Raw genomic sequence first — 16,120 nt, forward strand, 5'->3', positions numbered from 1 at the left:
CCAGGGGCGGCCTCAGGGCAGCAGCCAGGTGTCCTTGCTGCCGGGCACCGGTCCGCCGAGGGCGATCCGCGTCCACGGCGCCGGGAGCACGCGGGTCCCCGAGCCGGACACGACCGAGAAGACCCGCAGCCGTGCCGTCCGCGGCCGCAGCCCACCGTCGACGAACGCCGGAAGCGTGGCCTCCGCCAGGGGCTCGCGGGCGACGAACCGGTGCGGCGCGGCGTCGACGGCCGCCCGTAGCTCGACGAGCTCGTCGGCGCTGCAGGTCCTGCCGTCCACGGCCGCACGGCCGCCGTAGCCGGCGACCTCCTCGAGCGTCAGCTCGTCCAGCCGACCGCGGACCTCGGCCAGGGCGCCCGGATCGGCCAGCACCCAGGTGCGCGGCGCGGGCAGCAGCGGCTCCTCGCCGAGGTAGAAGCCGATCATCGCCGGCACCCAGGCGAAGGTGGCGGCGTCGTCGGCCACGCCGTTGCCCGGCACGTTGGCCAAGCCCAGCCGCCCGGCGCGGACCGCCTCGGTCAGCTGGGCGTCCAGCGGCTGCCCGACCGACGTGCGGTAGGCGCCCAGCCCGCCCTCGTCGAACCGCCGGTAGAGGACGTCGACCGGCCGGCGCTCGCCGTCCACCGCGACCGCCAGGCCGCCGTCGGCGCGCGGCCAGAGGTCGCCAGCGTGCACCAGCGGGACGCCGAGGGCGGAGGCCAGCGCGGCGTGCTCGAACCAGGAGCTCTCGGTCTCCCCGCCGCTGAGGACGGCGACCTGCGGGACGCCCGCGCAGGCCGGCGGCGCCGCCGCGTCCAGCGCCTCGCGGAGCAGGCTGATCGCGGCCGCCGGGTCACCGGGCGCGCCGCCCGCGAACAGCGCGGGTACGGCGGCGCGCAGGGCGAGCCGGTCCTCGAGGGCGAAGCCCAGACCGGCGGGAGCGCACAGATCGTCGGCGGTGACCGCCCAGCCGCCATCGGCGGTGCGGACGAGGTCGGCGGCGGCCACGGTCGCGCGCGGCTGCCCCGCCCAGGCCTGGGCGACGGCTGCGGGGTCGCGGGCCGGGTTGTGCACCACCGCCCACTCGGGGAGCACGCCCGCGCGGACGATCTCCGGCGCGCGGTCGACGTCGCCGCGCCGCCGGCCGGCCGCCCGGTAGGCGTCGGCGAGGAAGGCGCCCAGGGCGCGGTGCCGCTGCTCCACGCCGGCCGCGAGCTCCCGCCACTCGTCGGCCCCGATCACCCGGGGGACCGGGTCGAGCGGCACCGCGTGCCGCTCGTGCCGGCCGTCGCGCCAGCTGCCCAGCGCCACCCCGCGGGCAGCCCGCAGCTCGGCCAGCGCCTGCGCCGCGCCGGTGAGGCCGGCCCCACCCAGCCCGTCCAGCACCGGCTCCAGGCCGGCGTAGGCCGGCCGCAGCCGGCCCGCGGCGGTCACCGCCTCGTCGGCGGTCGGAGCGGGGTAGCCGGCGAGCAGGCCGCCGCTCACAGCCAGCGGTCGAACCAGGCGGTGACGGCACCGCTCAGCTCGACGAGGTGCTCGCGGCCGACCACGGTGTGCCCCTCGCCCGGCAGCAGCAGCAGCTCGCAGGGCGCACCCCGGGCGGCCAGCTCCTGGTGGGCCTGGACCGACTCCGCGACCGGCACGTTGGTGTCGCGGTCGCCGTGGGCCAGCAGCAGCGGGGCGGTCACGCGGTCCAGCAGCGCCATGGGGGCGATCGCCGCCAGCACCTCGCGGTCGGCGACGGGGTCGCCGTACTCGGTGACCGAGGCCGCGGCCATCCACGGTTCGGTGCCGGCGAAGAAGGTCCGCAGGTCGCTCATGCCCGCCAGCGTGGCACCGGCGGCGAACAGCTCGGGCCACCGGGTCAGCGCGACGAGGGTCAGGTAGCCGCCGTAGGACCAGCCGTGGGCGCCGATCCGGCCCGGTACGGCGATGCCCGCGGTGACCAGCTCGTCCACCGTCGTCCGCACGTCCTCGAAGGACGCCTCGCGTGCCGCGCCGTCGTCGGCGGTCATGAACGCCCGGCCGAAGCCACCGGATCCGCGCACGTTCGGCGCGAAGACGGTGAGCCCGGCGGCGACCAGGCACTGCACCAGCGGGTTGAACGCGGGCCGCTCCTGGCCCTCCGGGCCGCCGTGGAAGCTCACCACCGTGCGGTTGGGCGCGGAGGCGCCCCGGGGCGTGTAGAGCCAGCCCTGCAGCGGCATGCCGTCCGGCGCCCGGTAGTCGAAGCGCTCCGGGACGACCAGCGAGGCGGCGCGCAGGCGGGGCGCCGAGCCGGTCAGCCGGGTCGGGGCCGGTCCTCCGTCGACGTCCACCCGCCACAGCGCGCGCGGCGTCGTCGGCCCGGTCAGCTCGGCGACCACGGTGCCGCCGTCGGCGGTGAGCGACCAGCCGGGCAGCACGACGTCGGGCAGCGGGACGGTGCGCACCAGCGCACCGTCGGCGAGGGCGTGCACCGCGAGCTCGGTGACGCCCCCGGCGTTCCACACCGCCAGCACGGTGCCGTCGGCGCGCAGCGCGTAGCCGTCCAGGTCGGCGTCCGGGCGGGCGAGCACGACCCGCCCCTCGCCGGCCGGGCCGTCGGGGCCCATCGGCACCTCGACCAGCCCCGCCCGGTCGGCCAGCAGCGGCCCGGGCAGGGAGGCGCGGACGTAGACGACGCCGTCGCCGAAGCGGCCGTCCTCGGACGCGGTCCCACCCGGGGCCCCGGGCCGCAGGACGGGCCGCTGCACCCCGGTGGCGACGTCGACGGCCACGACGTGCCGGTAGCCGCGCGGGCCGCGCCGGGCCAGCAGGGTGCGGCCGTCGGCCGAGAGCGCGCAGGCGGACAGGAAGCCGCCGCGTGCCAGCGTCCGGATCCCGCCGGACGCGACGTCGACGGCCACGACGTCGGCGTCGGGCCCGGTGCCCGGGGCGATCGAGCAGACGTAGCGGCCGGGGTCGGCCCAGAAGCCGGCGAAGACGGTCGCGCGCGGGTCCTCCCCCGCCACGAGGCGGGCACCGGACCCGTCGGGGCGCACGACGTGCAGCTCGGCGCAGATCGAGCCGCCCGGGCTCACCAGGTAGGCCAGCCACCCGCCGTCCGGCGACCACGCGACCGAGACGACCTCCTGGTCCGGCGCGGACAGCACGGCCGGCGGCTCGTCGCCCGCCAGCGCGGCCACCTCAAGCCGCGGGATGCCCGAGCGGTCGGTCACGTAGGCCACGTGCCGCCCGTCGGGCGACAGCGCCGGGCACCAGGCGCCGACGGCCCCGGCGATGCTCGCGATGCCGGCGACGACGTCGCCGGGGAGCCTCGCGGGCGTGGCGGGGACCAGGTCGGTCAGCGGTCCTGCCATCGCACCTCCTCGGCTCTCGTCCGTGCGTCCCCGAGCGGAACGCGAGCGGCAGGATTCCACGCCGCCGGGCCGCTCCCGCCGCGGCTGCGGGCGGGGGCTCGCGCGCCGCGCACCCCCTCCCCACCAGCACCTCCCGTCACAGCGCGCGGCCCACTGTGCCGCCCGCGCGTTTCCGGGAGATGTCGTCGGCGTCAGGGATCACCGACGCGCCCGGCCGGGCGCGCCTGCGGCGCGCGGGGTGCGCACGCCGATAGCCTCGGGGCCGGTCTCTCCCCCGGAGCCGTCCGCTCTCGCCCTGCAGGAGGTCGCCCGTGCGCACGCTGCGCCTCGTGGGCCTCTCCGACGACGGCTCGAGCCTGCTCCTGGTCGCCGACACCGAGCACGGCGAGGAGAAGTTCTCGATCCCCGTCGACGACCGGCTGCGCGCCGCCGCGCGGGGGGACTCCCGCCGGCTGACCCAGATCGACGTCGACCAGGGCACCGAGCTCGCGCCCCGGGAGATCCAGGCGCGGATCCGCGCCGGCGAGACGCCCGAGCAGGTCGCCGCAGGTTCCGGCACGCGCGTCGAGCGGATCATGCGCTTCGCCCGCCCGGTCCTGCAGGAGCGCGAGCGCGTGGCCGAGCAGGCCCGCGAGGCCCGCGTGCGGCTCAGCGAGAGCACGCCGGGCAGCACGCTGCAGCAGTTCATGACCGGGCGGCTGCGGCTCATCGACACCGACGTCGACGCGGTCGCGTGGGACGCCTACCGCAGCGACACCGGCGCCTGGGTGGTCACCGGTGAGTGGCGGGCCGGCGAGAAGTCGGGCACCGCGCGCTGGACGTTCGACCTGCCCTCGCGCACCGTCTCCCCGTTCGACGCCGCGACCACCGACTTCGCCGAGGGCACCCGCCTGGTGCGCGTCGTCCCCGACGTCCCGACCGGCCCGCCGCCGGCCGCGGTCGCTCCCGCCCGCCCGGTCGCCGTGCTGCGCGACGAGAAGCCCGCGCCTGCGGCGGAGGACCTGCCCGTGCGCGACGTCCACCCGGCCAGCGGCTCCCCCGAGGACGACCGCGCCCTGGACTCCTTCCTCGACGAGATCGCCGACCACGACACCGTCGTGCTCGGCCGCCCCGGCGAGGACCTCGACTCCGACGACCCGCGCGCCCGCATCCCGGCGTGGGAGGACATCGTCTTCGGGGTCCGCCGCAACCGCTGAGCCGGCGACAATCCGTTCGACCCTGTCGGTGGTCGGGCCTAGCCTCGATCCCCCATGGACGCCGCCGCCGCACCCGACGACCGCGGCCGCCTCTCGGCCCTCCTGCGGCTGCTGCCCTACGCCCGCCCCTACCGCGGGCTGATCGCGCTGCTGTTCACCGCGGCCCTGCTGGCCACGCTGGCCCAGCTCGCGGTGCCGCTGATCACCGCCGCGATCGTGGACGGCCCGATCGCCGAGGGCGACCGCGCCGGCCTGGTGCCGCTGCTGGGGCTGGCCCTGGTGTTCGGGGTGGCCGAGGCCGCCCTGTTCTTCCTGCGCCGGTGGGCGATGAACAACAGCTGCCTGCAGATCGAGCGGGACCTCCGCGGCGCGCTGTACGAGCGGCTCCAGCGGCTGCCGGTGGCCTTCCACGACCGGTGGGCCTCGGGGCAGCTGCTGTCCCGCGCGAGCAGCGACATGTCCACGGTGCGCCGGTTCGTGGGCTTCGCCGCGGCGTTCCTCGCGGTCAACCTGCTCACCTGCGCCGTGGTCGCCGTCCTGCTGCTGGTCACCTACTGGCCCCTGGCGCTGGCGGTGCTGCTCACCACCGTGCCCCTCACCGTGCTGGGCCTGCGCTGGGAGCGGCGCTACAACGTGGAGTCCCGCCGGGTGCAGGACGAGCAGGGCGAGCTGGCCACCGACGTCGAGGAGGCCGTGCAGGGCATACGGGTGGTGAAGTCCCTGGGCCGCCGGGGGCTGGTGTTCGACCGCTACGACGCCAAGGCCCGCCGGCTGCGCGGCATGGAGCTGGACAAGGTCCGCACCCTCGCGCTGCTGTGGTGCGTCTTCGAGCTGCACCCGCAGCTGAACCTCGCGCTCATCCTGGTCGGCGGGGCGTTCGCGGTGAGCAGCGGAGCCCTGACCGTCGGCGGGCTGGTCGCGTTCGTGGCCCTGTTCACGGTGCTGCTGTGGCCGATCCTGTCGCTGGGCTTCCTGTTCGCCTTCGCCCAGGAGACCGCCAGCGCCTGCGACCGCATCGGCGAGCTGCTCGACGAGCCGATCACCGTCACCGACCGCCCCGGGGTCGTGCCGCAGCCGCTGCGCACCCCGCCGCGGCTGGCGTTCGAGGGCGTGGGCTTCACCCATCCCGGCTCCGCGACTCCGGTCCTCGCGGGCGTGGACCTCGCGGTCGAGCCGGGTGAGACCGTCGCGCTCGTCGGTGCCACGGGGTCGGGCAAGACCACGCTCACCGCGCTGGTCGGGCGGCTGCAGGACGTCACCGCGGGCCGGGTCTCGCTCGACGGGGTCGACGTGCGCGACCTGCCGCTGTCCCAGCTGCGCGGGGTGGTCGCCACCGCGTTCGAGGAGGCGACGCTGTTCTCGATGAGCGTCCGGGAGAACCTGGTGCTCGGCCGGGGCAGCGCGACCGGGGCCGAGATCGCCGAGGCCCTCGAGGTCGCGCAGGCCGGCTTCGTCCACGACCTGCCCTGGGGCCTGGAGACCCGCATCGGCGAGCAGGGCCTGTCGCTGTCCGGCGGTCAGCGGCAGCGGCTCGCGCTGGCCCGCGCCGTGCTGGGCCGCCCGCCGGTGCTCGTCCTCGACGACCCGCTGTCCGCCCTGGACGTGCACACCGAGGCCCTCGTGGAGCGCGCGCTGCGCGACGTGCTGGCCGGGACGACCGCCCTGGTCGTGGCGCACCGGGCCTCCACCGTGCTGCTCGCCGACCGGGTGGCGCTGCTGGCCGGTGGGCGGATCGCGGCGGTCGGCACGCACTCCGAGCTGCTGGCCGCAGAACCCGCCTACCGCGACCTGCTCGCGCAGGAGAGCGACCTGGCCGAGGCGCGCCCGTGAGCGCCGCCGACTGGCGCGGCGTCGCCACCGAGGACGCCGACGACCTCCCCGCGGGTGCCGGCGGCTTCCTGCGCGCCCGTTCCCGGCGCCTGCTGGGGGAACTGATGCGGCCGCACCACCGCGCGCTGTGGTGGCTGCTGGTCACCGTCGTGTGCCAGAACGCCGCCTGGCTGGCCGGTCCGCTGCTCATCGGCGTGGGTATCGACGTCGCCGTCCCGGCGCTGGTCGACGGCGACGCCTGGCCGCTGGTCTGGATCACCGCCGCGATGCTCGCCGCCGCGGCGCTGGACGCGGTGCTCCGCTTCGCCTTCCTCACCGGGTCGGGCCGGGTCGGCCAGGCGGTGCTGCTGACGCTGCGCCGGCGGGTGTTCACCCACGTCCAGGTGCTGCCGCTGTCCTTCCACGAGCGGTACACCTCCGGCCGCACCATCAGCCGGCTGACCAGCGACGTCGAGGCGCTGGCCGAGCTGCTCGACGAGGGCCTCGACGGGCTGGTCACCGCCCTGTTCAGCGTGCTGGGCATCGGGATCGTGCTCGTGGTCCTCGACCCACCCCTGGGCCTCACCGCGCTCCTGGGGTTCCCGGCGCTGGTCTGGGTGTTCCGCTGGTTCCAGCGCAACTCCACCGCGGCCTACCGGCGCACCCGCGAGACCATCGCCGCGCTGATCGTGCAGTTCACCGAGACCTTCGGCGGGATCCGGGCGGTGCAGGCGTTCCGTCGCGAGGAGCGCAACGACGAGATCTACGCCGCGCTCAACGACGACAACCGGCGGGCCCACCACCGGGCGTTCTGGCTGATCGCCGTGTTCGTGCCGGCGGTGACGCTGATCGGCAACCTGGTCACCGTCGCCGTCCTCGGCTACGGGGCGCTGCGGGTGATGGACGGCGCGATGGCGGTCGGGACGCTGGTGTCCTTCCTGCTCTATCTGCGGCGCTTCTTCGACCCGCTGCAGGACATCGCGATGTTCTACAACAGCTACCAGTCGGCGACCGCCGCGCTGGAGAAGCTCTCCGGCGTCCTCGAGGAGACGCCGACCGTGCCCGAGCCCGCCGACCCGGTGCCCCTGCCCGCGGCCACCGGCGAGCTGGTGTTCGACGGCGTCCGCTTCGGCTACGGCGACACCACCGTGCTGCCGGGGCTCGAGCTCGTCCTGCCGCCGGGGCAGACCGTCGCGCTGGTCGGCGCCACGGGGGCGGGGAAGTCGACGCTGGCCCGGCTGGCGGCCCGCTTCTACGACCCGGCCGACGGCGAGATCCGGCTGGACGGCGTGCCGCTGCACCGGCTGTCCGACGCCGACCTGCGGCGGGCCGTCGTGATGGTGACCCAGGAGAGCTTCCTGTTCTCCGGCTCCGTCGCCGACAACATCGCCTTCGGCCGGCCCGGTGCGAGCCGCGCGGAGATCGAGGCCGCAGCCCGGGCCATCGGCGCGCACCCGTTCATCACCGAGCTGCCCGACGGCTACGACACCGAGGTGGACAAGCGCGGCGGCCGGCTGTCGGCCGGGCAGCGGCAGCTGGTCAGCTTCGCCCGGGCGTTCCTGGCCGACCCCGCCGTCCTCGTCCTCGACGAGGCCACCAGCTCGCTGGACGTCCCCAGCGAGCGGCTGGTGCAGCACGCGCTGCGCACGCTGCTCGCCGACCGGACGGCGCTGATCATCGCCCACCGGCTGTCGACGGTGGAGATCGCCGACCGGGTGCTGGTCATGGAGGGCGGACGGATCGTCGAGGACGGCTCCCCCGCCGAGCTCGTCGCCGGCAGGGGCCGGTTCGCCGCGCTGCACCGGGCGTGGGCCGACAGCCTCGTGTGAGCCCGGCTCACCCGCCGCGACCGGCCCACCGCAGGACGTCGACGTCGTCCCCGAGGGCGCGGCGCAGCCGAACCAGGTCGCGGGGTGCGGGGTCGACGACGTGCGGGACGAGAGCGTTGCGGAGCAGCGGCAGGTCCGACGGGGAGTCCGAGTAGGCGTGGGCGACCGGGAAGCAGACACCGGCCGCCTCCAGCGCGCGCAGCTTGCCCTCCCCGCGCGCGGGCACGGTCCGCTCCGGGAGGCCCCAGCGCCCGCGCACCAGCCGCGTCCCGACGACCTCCACCTCCGGCAGTCGCAGGACGGCGCAGACCTCCTCCGCCAGCGGGGCGGCACAGCCGGTCGCCACGACCACCCGGTCGCCGCGCTCGAGGTGCTCCCGCAGCTGCTGCACCCCGGCCACCGCGGCACGGCCGCCCCCGGGGCCGGCGTGCTCCTCGGCGAAGTCGCGGACGGCCGCCGTGAAGGCCCGCTCGTCGGCGCCCACGAGAGCGAGCCAGACCAGGTACCGCTCCCCCACGACGCGGGCGGTGCGGAACGCCATGGCGGGCACCCACAGCGGCGCGGACACCAGGGCGGCCGCCAGGCGCAGCGGGGAGCGGGTCAGCAGCCGGCGCAGGAAGAGCCCGAAGGCGTCTCCGGCCACCAGGGTGCCGTCGAGGTCGAAGACCACGGTGTCCCGTCCGGCGCGCACGGCGGAATGCTGCCAGGCAGGTCCACGATCGGGCGGTCGGCGTGGAACAGCACCGGCCGCCGGGTAGTTGACCGGGCATGAGTGCTTCGGTGTCGATGCCGCTGGGCGGCGTCCAGGTGGGTTCCTACGACAGCTACGAGCGCGCGCAGGCTGCCGTCGATCACCTCTCGGACGAGAAGTTCCCCGTCGAGAACGTGACGATCATCGGCTCCGACCTGCGCCAGGTCGAGCAGGTGCTGGGCCGGATGACGACCGGCCGGGCGATCGCGGCCGGTGCGGCCGGCGGCGCCTGGTGGGGTCTGTTCGTCGGCCTGCTGCTGGGCATCTTCGCCGCCGACGGCGCCGGGTGGATCGGCTCGGTCCTGACCGGCCTGCTCGTCGGTCTGGTGTTCGGCGCGCTGTTCGGCTGGATGGGCTACGCGGCCACCCAGGGGCGGCGCGACTTCACCAGCACCAGCCGGATCATCGCCGCCCGCTACGACGTCATGTGCGCCCCGGCGCACGCCGAGCAGGCCCGCGAGATCCTCGCGAAGTTCGCCCTCCGCTACTAGCGGATGGTCGCGAAGGCGACCGCCGCCGCGGCGGCGACGCCGAGGGAGTCGACCCCGGAGCGCATCGGGATGCGGGCGCGCACCCGCGCCGCCCGCTGCGCCTCCGGGGTGAGCCCGGGCCCCTCCGCGCCCAGCAGCACCGCGGTGCGCGGGTGGGCCCGCGGGTCCACCTCGTCGAGATCGACGGCGTCAGCGGCCGGGGTGAGCGCGACCGTGAGGTACCCGGCCTCGTGCAGCCGCTCCAGGCCGCCGGGCCAGTCGGGCAGGACGGCGAACGGCAGCGTCAGCACGTGCCCCATCGAGACCCGGACCGAGCGCCGGTAGAGCGGATCGGCGCAGCGCGGGTCCAACAGCAGGCCGTCCACACCGAGCGCGACCGCGGACCGGGCGATCGAGCCGAGGTTCTCCGCGTCGTTGAGCGCCTCCAGGACCGCCAGCCGCCGGGGCGCGGCCGGATCCGGGCCGGCGATCAGCTCGTCGGGGTCCGCCGGCGGCCGCCGATCGGCCGAGGCCAGGACGCCGCGGGTGAGCCGGAAGCCGATGACCTCCGACAGCACCCACTTGTCGGCCTCGAACGCCGCCACCCCCTCGGGCAGGTCGAGCGCTGCCACCCGCCCCGGCACGCCGAAGACCGCCCGCACCGGGTAGGGCGAGGCGAGCAGCCGCTCGACGGCCGGCACCCCCTCGACGATCACCGGGCCCAGCTCGCCACGAGGCGACCCGGCGGGCCGGTCACCGGCCTTGAGGTCGCGGAAGTCGGCCACCCGCGGGTCTCCGGGATCGGTGATGACGACGGGCTCGGGCACGGCGCGATTGTGCCGGGCGGGCGCCGAGGACCCGCAGCCCCCAGGATCGGCCCGTGGACCGCGAGCACGCACCCCTGACCGTCGTCGGCGCCGGCATCGCCGGGCTGGCCTGTGCCCGCGCCCTCCAGGACGCGGGACGCGACGTGGAGGTGCTGGACCGCGGGCGCGCGTCGGGGGGTCGGCTGGCCTCGCGCACCGTGCGCGGACGCCCGGTCGACCTCGGCGCGTCGTACCTGACGGCCGGGGAGGGCTCCCCGTTCGCCGACGTCGTGGCCGGCTGGGTCGCGCGCGGGCTGGCGCACCCGTGGACGGACACCTTCTCGGTGGTCGGGCCGGAGGGCTTCCGCCGGCGCACGACCGGGCCGCTGCGCTACGGCACCGCCGGCGGGACGCGCAGCCTGGCGGCCGATCTCGCAACCGGCCTGACCGTGCGGCCGGGCACCACCGTCCGCACGGTGGCCCCCGGGCCCGCCGTGGACGGCCGGCCCGTCCCGGCCGTCGCCCTGGCCATGCCCGGGCCGCAGGCGGCGCGGCTGCTCGACCCCGCCTCCCTGTCGGGCGGCCTGGCCGCCGCCGAGAGGTGGCTCCCGGCGCTGGCGGTGGTCCTCGGCTGGGAGGAGCGGCGGTGGCCGGCCGACCTGCACGGCGCCTTCGTGCACGACGACCCCGCGGTGGAGTGGATCGCCGACGACGGCGACCGGCGCGGGGACGCCGCTCCGGTGCTGGTCGCGCACACGACGGCCGGCCTGGCCGCCGACCACCTCGAGGACCCGGCCGCCGCCGTGCCGGCGGTGGTGGCGGCGGTGCGCGGCGCGCTGGGCATCGACGCCGACCCCGCGTGGACCGAGGTGCACCGCTGGACCTACGCCCGGCCGGACGCGCCGCGGGAGGAACCGTTCGGCCTGGTCGACGGCGTCGGGCTGTGCGGGGACGGGTGGCACGCCCCGGCGAAGGTGGAGAGCGCCTGGCGGTCGGGTACGGCGCTCGGCCGGGCCCTCGCCGGCTCTTGACGGCCCGAGGTGAACTCACCTAGCGTTGAGTTCAACAGCCGTTGAGATCCAGGGAGCTGTCATGGACGCCGTCGTCGTCCGGGACCTCGTGGTGGAGCGCGGCCGGCGCCGCGTGCTGCACGGCGTGGGGTTCCGCGTCCCGCCCGGTCAGGTGACCGGCCTGCTCGGTCCGAGCGGGAGCGGCAAGAGCACGCTCATGCGCGCACTCGTCGGCGTGCAGGTCGTCCGCTCCGGCGAGGTGACCGTGCTCGGCGAGCCGGCCGGCTCGCCCGGGCTGCGGTCGCGGGTGGGGTACGTGACCCAGGCGCCCAGCGTCTACGCCGACCTGTCGGTGCGGGAGAACGCCCGCTACTTCGCCGCCCTCTACGGTCGCAGCCCCCGCGACGCCGACGCCGCGGTCGCCGACGTCGGCCTGGCCGACGCCGCGCACCAGCTCGTCGCCGACCTGTCGGGCGGCCAGCGCGGCCGGGCCTCGCTGGCCTGCGCGCTGGTCGGCGAACCGGAGCTGCTCGTGCTCGACGAGCCGACCGTGGGGCTGGACCCGGTCCTCCGCGTGGAGCTGTGGGCGCGGTTCGCCGCCCTGGCCGCGGCCGGCGCCACGCTGGTCGTCTCCAGCCACGTGATGGACGAGGCCGGCCGCTGCGACCGGCTGCTGCTGCTCCGCGAGGGCGCCCTCCTCGCCGACACCACGCCGGCCCGGCTCCGCGCCGACGGCGGTTCCGACGACCTCGAGCGGGCCTTCCTAACCCTCGTCCAGGCGTCCGCGGCGGTGGCGTCGTGACCGCCGCGACCGCCACCACCGGCCGGGTGCTGCGCCAGCTGCGGCACGACCCGCGCACCATCGCGCTGATGCTGCTCGTCCCGAGCCTGCTGCTGGGCCTGCTGTACCTGCTGTGGGCGGACCTGCCGACGCCGCCCGGCCAGGTGAGCACCTTCGACCGGGTCGGCCTGACGATGCTGGGGATCTTCCCGTTCGTCGTGATGTTCCTGGTGACCAGCATCGCGATGCTCCGCGAGCGCACCTCGGGCACCCTCGAGCGGCTGCTCACCACGCCGCTGACCCGGCTGGACCTGCTGCTCGGCTACGGCAGCGCGTTCGGCCTGGCCGCCGCGGTGCAGGCGCTGGTGACCGTCGCCGTGGCGACCACGCTCTACGACCTGGAGGTCGCCGGGTCGCTCGCGCTGGTCGTGCTGGTCGCGGTCGTCGGCGCCGTCCTCGGGGTGGCCCTGGGCCTGCTGGCCAGCGCCTTCGCCCGCAGCGAGTTCCAGGCGGTGCAGTTCATGCCGGTGATCGTGCTGCCCCAGTTCTTCCTCTGCGGCCTGCTCGTGCCCCGCGAGCAGATGGCGGGTTGGCTGCAGGCGGTCAGCGACGTGCTGCCGCTGACCTACGCCGTCGACGCGCTGCAGGAGGTCGGGCGCTCGGCCGAGGCGACGGGGAGGATGTGGCTCGACGTCGCCGTCGTGGCCGGAGCCGCCCTGCTCGCGCTCACCCTGGCCGCCGGCACCCTGAGGAGGAGGACCAGCTGAGCGGCCGACCGCGCCGACCGGGCCGCCGGCCGGGCAACCCCGGCACCCGCGAGGCGGTGCTCGACGCGGCTCGTGCGGCGTTCGCCGAGCGCGGTTTCGACGGGGCGACCATCCGGGGCATCGCCACCGCCGCCGGCGTGGATCCCGCGCTCGTGCACCACTACTTCGGCAGCAAGGACCAGCTCTTCCTGGCTGCCGTCGAGGCGCCTGCCGACCCCGGCGAGCTGCTGCCCGCCGTGCTGGCCGGCGGGCCGGACGAGCTGGGGGCCCGCGTCGTCCGCACGCTGCTCGGCGTCTGGGACGGCCCGGCGCAGGCGGCGGGCCTGGCCCTGGTGCGCTCCGCCGTCGGCAGCGAGTGGACGGCGCGGCTGCTGCGCGAGTTCCTGGTGACCCAGGTGCTGCGCCGCGTGCTCTCCTCGCTGGACCACCCGCCGGCCGAGGCGGAGCTGCGCGCGGCGCTGGCCGCCTCGCAGCTCGCGGGGCTGGTGGTCGCCCGGTACGTGCTGCGGCTGGAGCCGCTGGCCTCGGCGACGCCCGAGTGGCTGGTCGCGGCGATCGGCCCGACCGTGCAGCGCTACCTCACCGGCGAGGTCCCGCTGCCCTCCTGAGCGTCAGCGGCCGCGGGCCAGCCGGGCGAGCTGCCGGGCCTGGGCGACCAGCTTGCCCTCGGAGTCCCAGATCGTGCAGTCCTCGTCGATCCAGCCGCCGGCGATCTGCACGGCCCGCGTCTCGGCCAGGCACCAGCCCGGAGCCGGCACGCCGCGGACCAGCACCTGCAGCTGCACCGTCGGCGCCCAGCCGCGCTGGCCGATCGAGAAGCCCAGCGGCGGGAGGACGTCGGCGAAGGTCAGCAGCGCCACCGGGTCGGCGGGGCGCTCGTCGACGAAGCGGATCCAGGCGCGCAGCAGCGGCTCGTCGCCGGGCTCGCCCACCGTCCAGCCGGCGGTGGCCGGGTCGAGCCGGGTGTCGATGTGCCGGCTCAGACCGGGTCGCTTGCTCCGGTCGGGCTGGAGCCGGGCGGAGAGGTCCACGCACTCGTCCGGCGGCGGGATGGACGGCGCCGGGGCGGAGAAGTACTCGGGGGCGTCGTCGGTCAGCGTGGCCGTGGTCGCCTGGACGACGATCGAGGGGCCGGCCCCCGACCCCGAGAGGGTGACCACCGAGTGCGCCAGTGTGCGTCCGGCCGCTCCCGGGGTGACCTCCAGGGTCGCCGTACCGGCGGGCGTCGGGCGGATGTAGCTCGCGGCCACCGCCACCGGGTGCGGGTGCGGGCTCTCGTCGATCGCCGCGCGGGCCGCGACCGACAGCAGGTAGCCGCCGTTGAGGATGCCGCCGCCGACCTGCCAGGTCTGGTCGAGGTCGGCGAGGAGGGCGCCCCCGTCCCCGCGTCGCACGGCGGTGGCGGTGTCGAAGTCGTAGGTCGGCGAGGCGTCGTCAGTCTGCGGCACGCATCACAGAGTGCCAGGGTGGTCGACATGGAGTACACGCACCTCGGCCGCAGCGGCCTGACCGTGTCCCGCCTGTGCCTGGGCACGATGAACTTCGGTTCGCGGACCGAGGAGTCCGCCTCGCACGAGATCATGGACCGCGCCCTGGCCGAGGGCGTCAACTTCTTCGACACCGCCAACGTCTACGGCGGCGAGGCCGGCAAGGGTCGCACCGAGGAGGTTCTCGGCAGCTGGTTCGCCCAGGGCGGCGAGCGCCGCGAGAAGACGGTGCTGGCCACCAAGGTCTACGGCAACATGAGCAGCTGGCCCAACGACACCTTCCTCTCGGCCCGCAACATCGTGCGGGCGTGCGAGGCCTCGCTGCGCCGGCTGCGGACCGACTGGATCGACCTCTACCAGTTCCACCACGTCGACCTCCGCTCGCCGTGGGAGGAGATCTGGCAGGCGTGCGAGACGCTCGTCGCGCAGGGCAAGGTCCTCTACGTGGGCTCGTCCAACCACGCCGCCTGGCAGATCGCGGCGGCCAACGAGGCCGCGGCCCGGCGGCACTTCCAGGGCCTGGTCAGCGAGCAGTCGCACTACAACCTGCTGACCCGCCACGTCGAGCTCGAGGTGCTGCCGGCGGCCGGGCACTACGGCGTCGGCATCATCCCGTGGAGCCCGCTCGCCGGCGGGCTGCTGGCCGGCGTCCTGGAGAAGGCCGAGGAGGGCCGGCGCAGCGACGAGCGCACGCAGAAGCGGGTCGAGAAGCTGCGCCCGCAGCTGGAGCGGTACGAGGAGTTCTGCCGGGAGATCGAGGCTGCGCCGGCCGACGTCGGCGTCGCCTGGCTGCTGCAGCAGCCGGCGGTGACCGCGCCGATCATCGGCCCCCGCACCATGGGGCAGTTCGAGGGCGCGCTCCGGGCGCTGGAGCTGACCCTCGACGCCGACCAGCTGGCCCGCCTCGACGAGATCTTCCCGGGCTACGAGGCGGCGCCGATGGAGTACGCCTGGTGAGGGACGTAGGCCGGTTCTGAGCCCGGCCGGCTCTCGAGCAGCAGCACCTCGCCGACCGTCCAGGAAGGCCCCCGGTAGCCCGCCAGCCGGTCGGTCAGGGTGCCGTCCGCGGCCGTGCGGGGCCGCCAGCGCCCGAGGGTGAGGTGCGGCCGGAACGGCCGGTCCTCCACCGGCAGGCCGAGCGACCGCGCGACCCCGGCGAGCCGCTCGGCGAGCCCGGTCAACGGGACGACGTCGCCCTCCACCCCGGCCCAGGCGACCGATGGCCGGCGCACGGAGCCGAACCGCCCGGCTCCGGCGATCCGCAGGCGCATCGGCGGGGCCCCGGCCACCGCGTCGCCGGCGTGCGCTGCCAGCTCGGGCAGCAGCGCGCGGGGCACCGCGCCCAGGAACAGCAGGGTGAGGTGCCAGCGCTCCGGGTCGGTCCAGCGCGGGGCGCCGGGCAGCGCGCGCAGCGGCTCGACGGCCCGGTGGAGGTGGGCACGGGCCTCCGCCGGCGGGTCGACCGAGAAGAACAGCCGCGCCGGGCGCGGCCCGGTCAGCCCTCCACCGCCAGCCCGGCCGCCTCGAGGGCGGCGAGCAGGCGCAGCCGCTCGGCGTCGCGGGCGCGCCCCGCCGGCTCGGTGGCCAGCGCGTGCTCCACCGCGAGCATGGCCGCCGCCTCGGTGAGCACGTCGTCGAAGGCGGCCTGCAGCGCGCGACGCCTGGCCATCGGTGCGCCCGCGGGCACCATGGTGAGCTGGCGGCGCAGCCGGCGGACGTCGGCGGCCACGAGCTGCAGGGGGCGCCGGTCCAGCGGTCCGGTCCGCCGGGCGCGGCGCTGCGCGGAGCGCTCGGCGAGCCACCGCTCGACGGGCAGGTACCCGACGACGACGGCGCAGAGCGCGGCGAACGGGAGCCCGAGCAGGAGCAGCGAACCGGTCATGGCATCTCCGGA

16 protein-coding genes are annotated in these 16,120 nt (G+C 76.4%); 9 read left to right on the plus strand and 7 right to left on the minus strand.

The genetic code is table 11. From position 1 onward, the window contains the following. Positions 1–12 precede the first annotated feature (12 nt). Together ACI79H_RS01910 and ACI79H_RS01915 are read right to left on the minus strand one after the other, a co-directional pair. A complete protein-coding gene (locus ACI79H_RS01910) occupies positions 13–1,464 on the minus strand; it encodes a circularly permuted type 2 ATP-grasp protein (RefSeq protein ID WP_456552677.1) in 1,452 nt (483 codons plus the stop codon). Continuing rightward, the gene (locus ACI79H_RS01915; RefSeq protein WP_456552678.1) at positions 1,461–3,320 is read right to left on the minus strand and encodes a S9 family peptidase; all 1,860 of its coding nucleotides are present in this window, start codon (positions 3,318–3,320) and stop codon (positions 1,461–1,463) included. The genes ACI79H_RS01910 and ACI79H_RS01915 overlap by 4 nt, the downstream gene beginning before the upstream one ends. Before the next feature lie 311 nt (positions 3,321–3,631). On the opposite strand from ACI79H_RS01915, the gene sepH reads away from it, so the two are divergent. From sepH to ACI79H_RS01930, 3 genes are read left to right on the plus strand one after another with little or no spacing between them, the layout of a single operon-like run. Beyond that, on the plus strand, positions 3,632–4,516 hold the full coding sequence (gene sepH / locus ACI79H_RS01920; protein ID WP_456552679.1) for a septation protein SepH: 885 nt from the start codon (positions 3,632–3,634) through the stop codon (positions 4,514–4,516). Between the two features lie 54 nt (positions 4,517–4,570). After that, positions 4,571–6,346 carry an ABC transporter ATP-binding protein gene (locus ACI79H_RS01925; protein WP_456552680.1) on the plus strand — a complete coding sequence of 592 codons (1,776 nt, stop codon included), beginning with the start codon at positions 4,571–4,573 and terminating at the stop codon, positions 6,344–6,346. Then, positions 6,343–8,154 carry an ABC transporter ATP-binding protein gene (locus tag ACI79H_RS01930; RefSeq protein WP_456552681.1) on the plus strand — a complete coding sequence of 604 codons (1,812 nt, stop codon included), beginning with the start codon at positions 6,343–6,345 and terminating at the stop codon, positions 8,152–8,154. The genes ACI79H_RS01925 and ACI79H_RS01930 overlap by 4 nt, the downstream gene beginning before the upstream one ends. A 7-nt stretch (positions 8,155–8,161) precedes the next feature. Here the strand turns inward: ACI79H_RS01930 and ACI79H_RS01935 are convergent, their stop codons facing one another. Beyond that, positions 8,162–8,845, minus strand: a complete 684-nt coding sequence (locus ACI79H_RS01935) for a haloacid dehalogenase-like hydrolase (protein WP_456552682.1) — start codon at positions 8,843–8,845, stop codon at positions 8,162–8,164. Between the two features lie 77 nt (positions 8,846–8,922). Here ACI79H_RS01935 and ACI79H_RS01940 point away from each other — a divergent pair, with 77 nt between their 5' ends. Next, positions 8,923–9,396: a general stress protein gene (locus ACI79H_RS01940; protein ID WP_456552683.1), complete on the plus strand. Its 474-nt coding sequence runs from the start codon at positions 8,923–8,925 to the stop codon at positions 9,394–9,396. Here ACI79H_RS01940 and ACI79H_RS01945 read toward each other — a convergent pair. Continuing rightward, positions 9,393–10,202 carry a TrmH family RNA methyltransferase gene (locus ACI79H_RS01945; RefSeq protein ID WP_456552684.1) on the minus strand — a complete coding sequence of 270 codons (810 nt, stop codon included), beginning with the start codon at positions 10,200–10,202 and terminating at the stop codon, positions 9,393–9,395. The two genes, ACI79H_RS01940 and ACI79H_RS01945, sit on opposite strands and share 4 nt — an antisense overlap. 53 nt (positions 10,203–10,255) lie before the next feature. Here ACI79H_RS01945 and ACI79H_RS01950 point away from each other — a divergent pair, with 53 nt between their 5' ends. The 4 genes from ACI79H_RS01950 to ACI79H_RS01965 all read left to right on the plus strand — a co-directional run bounded on the left by ACI79H_RS01950 (position 10,256) and on the right by ACI79H_RS01965 (position 13,347). Further along, positions 10,256–11,212 (plus strand): NAD(P)/FAD-dependent oxidoreductase, encoded by a 957-nt coding sequence (locus tag ACI79H_RS01950; RefSeq protein ID WP_456552685.1) that lies wholly within the window; start codon positions 10,256–10,258, stop codon positions 11,210–11,212. Positions 11,213–11,273: 61 nt separating this feature from the next. After that, positions 11,274–11,993: an ABC transporter ATP-binding protein gene (locus tag ACI79H_RS01955; RefSeq protein ID WP_456552686.1), complete on the plus strand. Its 720-nt coding sequence runs from the start codon at positions 11,274–11,276 to the stop codon at positions 11,991–11,993. Beyond that, entirely contained in the window at positions 11,990–12,739 is a 750-nt protein-coding gene (locus tag ACI79H_RS01960) for an ABC transporter permease (protein WP_456552687.1), read from the plus strand. The genes ACI79H_RS01955 and ACI79H_RS01960 overlap by 4 nt, the downstream gene beginning before the upstream one ends. A 56-nt stretch (positions 12,740–12,795) precedes the next feature. Continuing rightward, entirely contained in the window at positions 12,796–13,347 is a 552-nt protein-coding gene (locus tag ACI79H_RS01965) for a TetR/AcrR family transcriptional regulator (RefSeq protein WP_456552688.1), read from the plus strand. 3 nt (positions 13,348–13,350) lie between these two features. Here the strand turns inward: ACI79H_RS01965 and ACI79H_RS01970 are convergent, their stop codons facing one another. Next, positions 13,351–14,187, minus strand: a complete 837-nt coding sequence (locus ACI79H_RS01970) for a thioesterase family protein (protein WP_456552689.1) — start codon at positions 14,185–14,187, stop codon at positions 13,351–13,353. 27 nt (positions 14,188–14,214) lie between these two features. Here ACI79H_RS01970 and ACI79H_RS01975 point away from each other — a divergent pair, with 27 nt between their 5' ends. Next, positions 14,215–15,183 (plus strand): aldo/keto reductase, encoded by a 969-nt coding sequence (locus ACI79H_RS01975; RefSeq protein WP_456552690.1) that lies wholly within the window; start codon positions 14,215–14,217, stop codon positions 15,181–15,183. On the opposite strand, the gene thpR is transcribed toward ACI79H_RS01975, so the two are convergent. Both thpR and ACI79H_RS01985 read right to left on the minus strand, forming a co-directional pair. Beyond that, on the minus strand, positions 15,150–15,725 hold the full coding sequence (gene thpR / locus ACI79H_RS01980; RefSeq protein ID WP_456553103.1) for an RNA 2',3'-cyclic phosphodiesterase: 576 nt from the start codon (positions 15,723–15,725) through the stop codon (positions 15,150–15,152). The two genes, ACI79H_RS01975 and thpR, sit on opposite strands and share 34 nt — an antisense overlap. Beyond that, on the minus strand, positions 15,722–16,108 hold the full coding sequence (locus tag ACI79H_RS01985; protein ID WP_456553112.1) for a hypothetical protein: 387 nt from the start codon (positions 16,106–16,108) through the stop codon (positions 15,722–15,724). The genes thpR and ACI79H_RS01985 overlap by 4 nt, the downstream gene beginning before the upstream one ends. Between the last annotated feature and the right edge of the window lie 12 nt (positions 16,109–16,120).

It is taken from the genome of Blastococcus sp. SYSU D01042 (assembly GCF_054050515.1).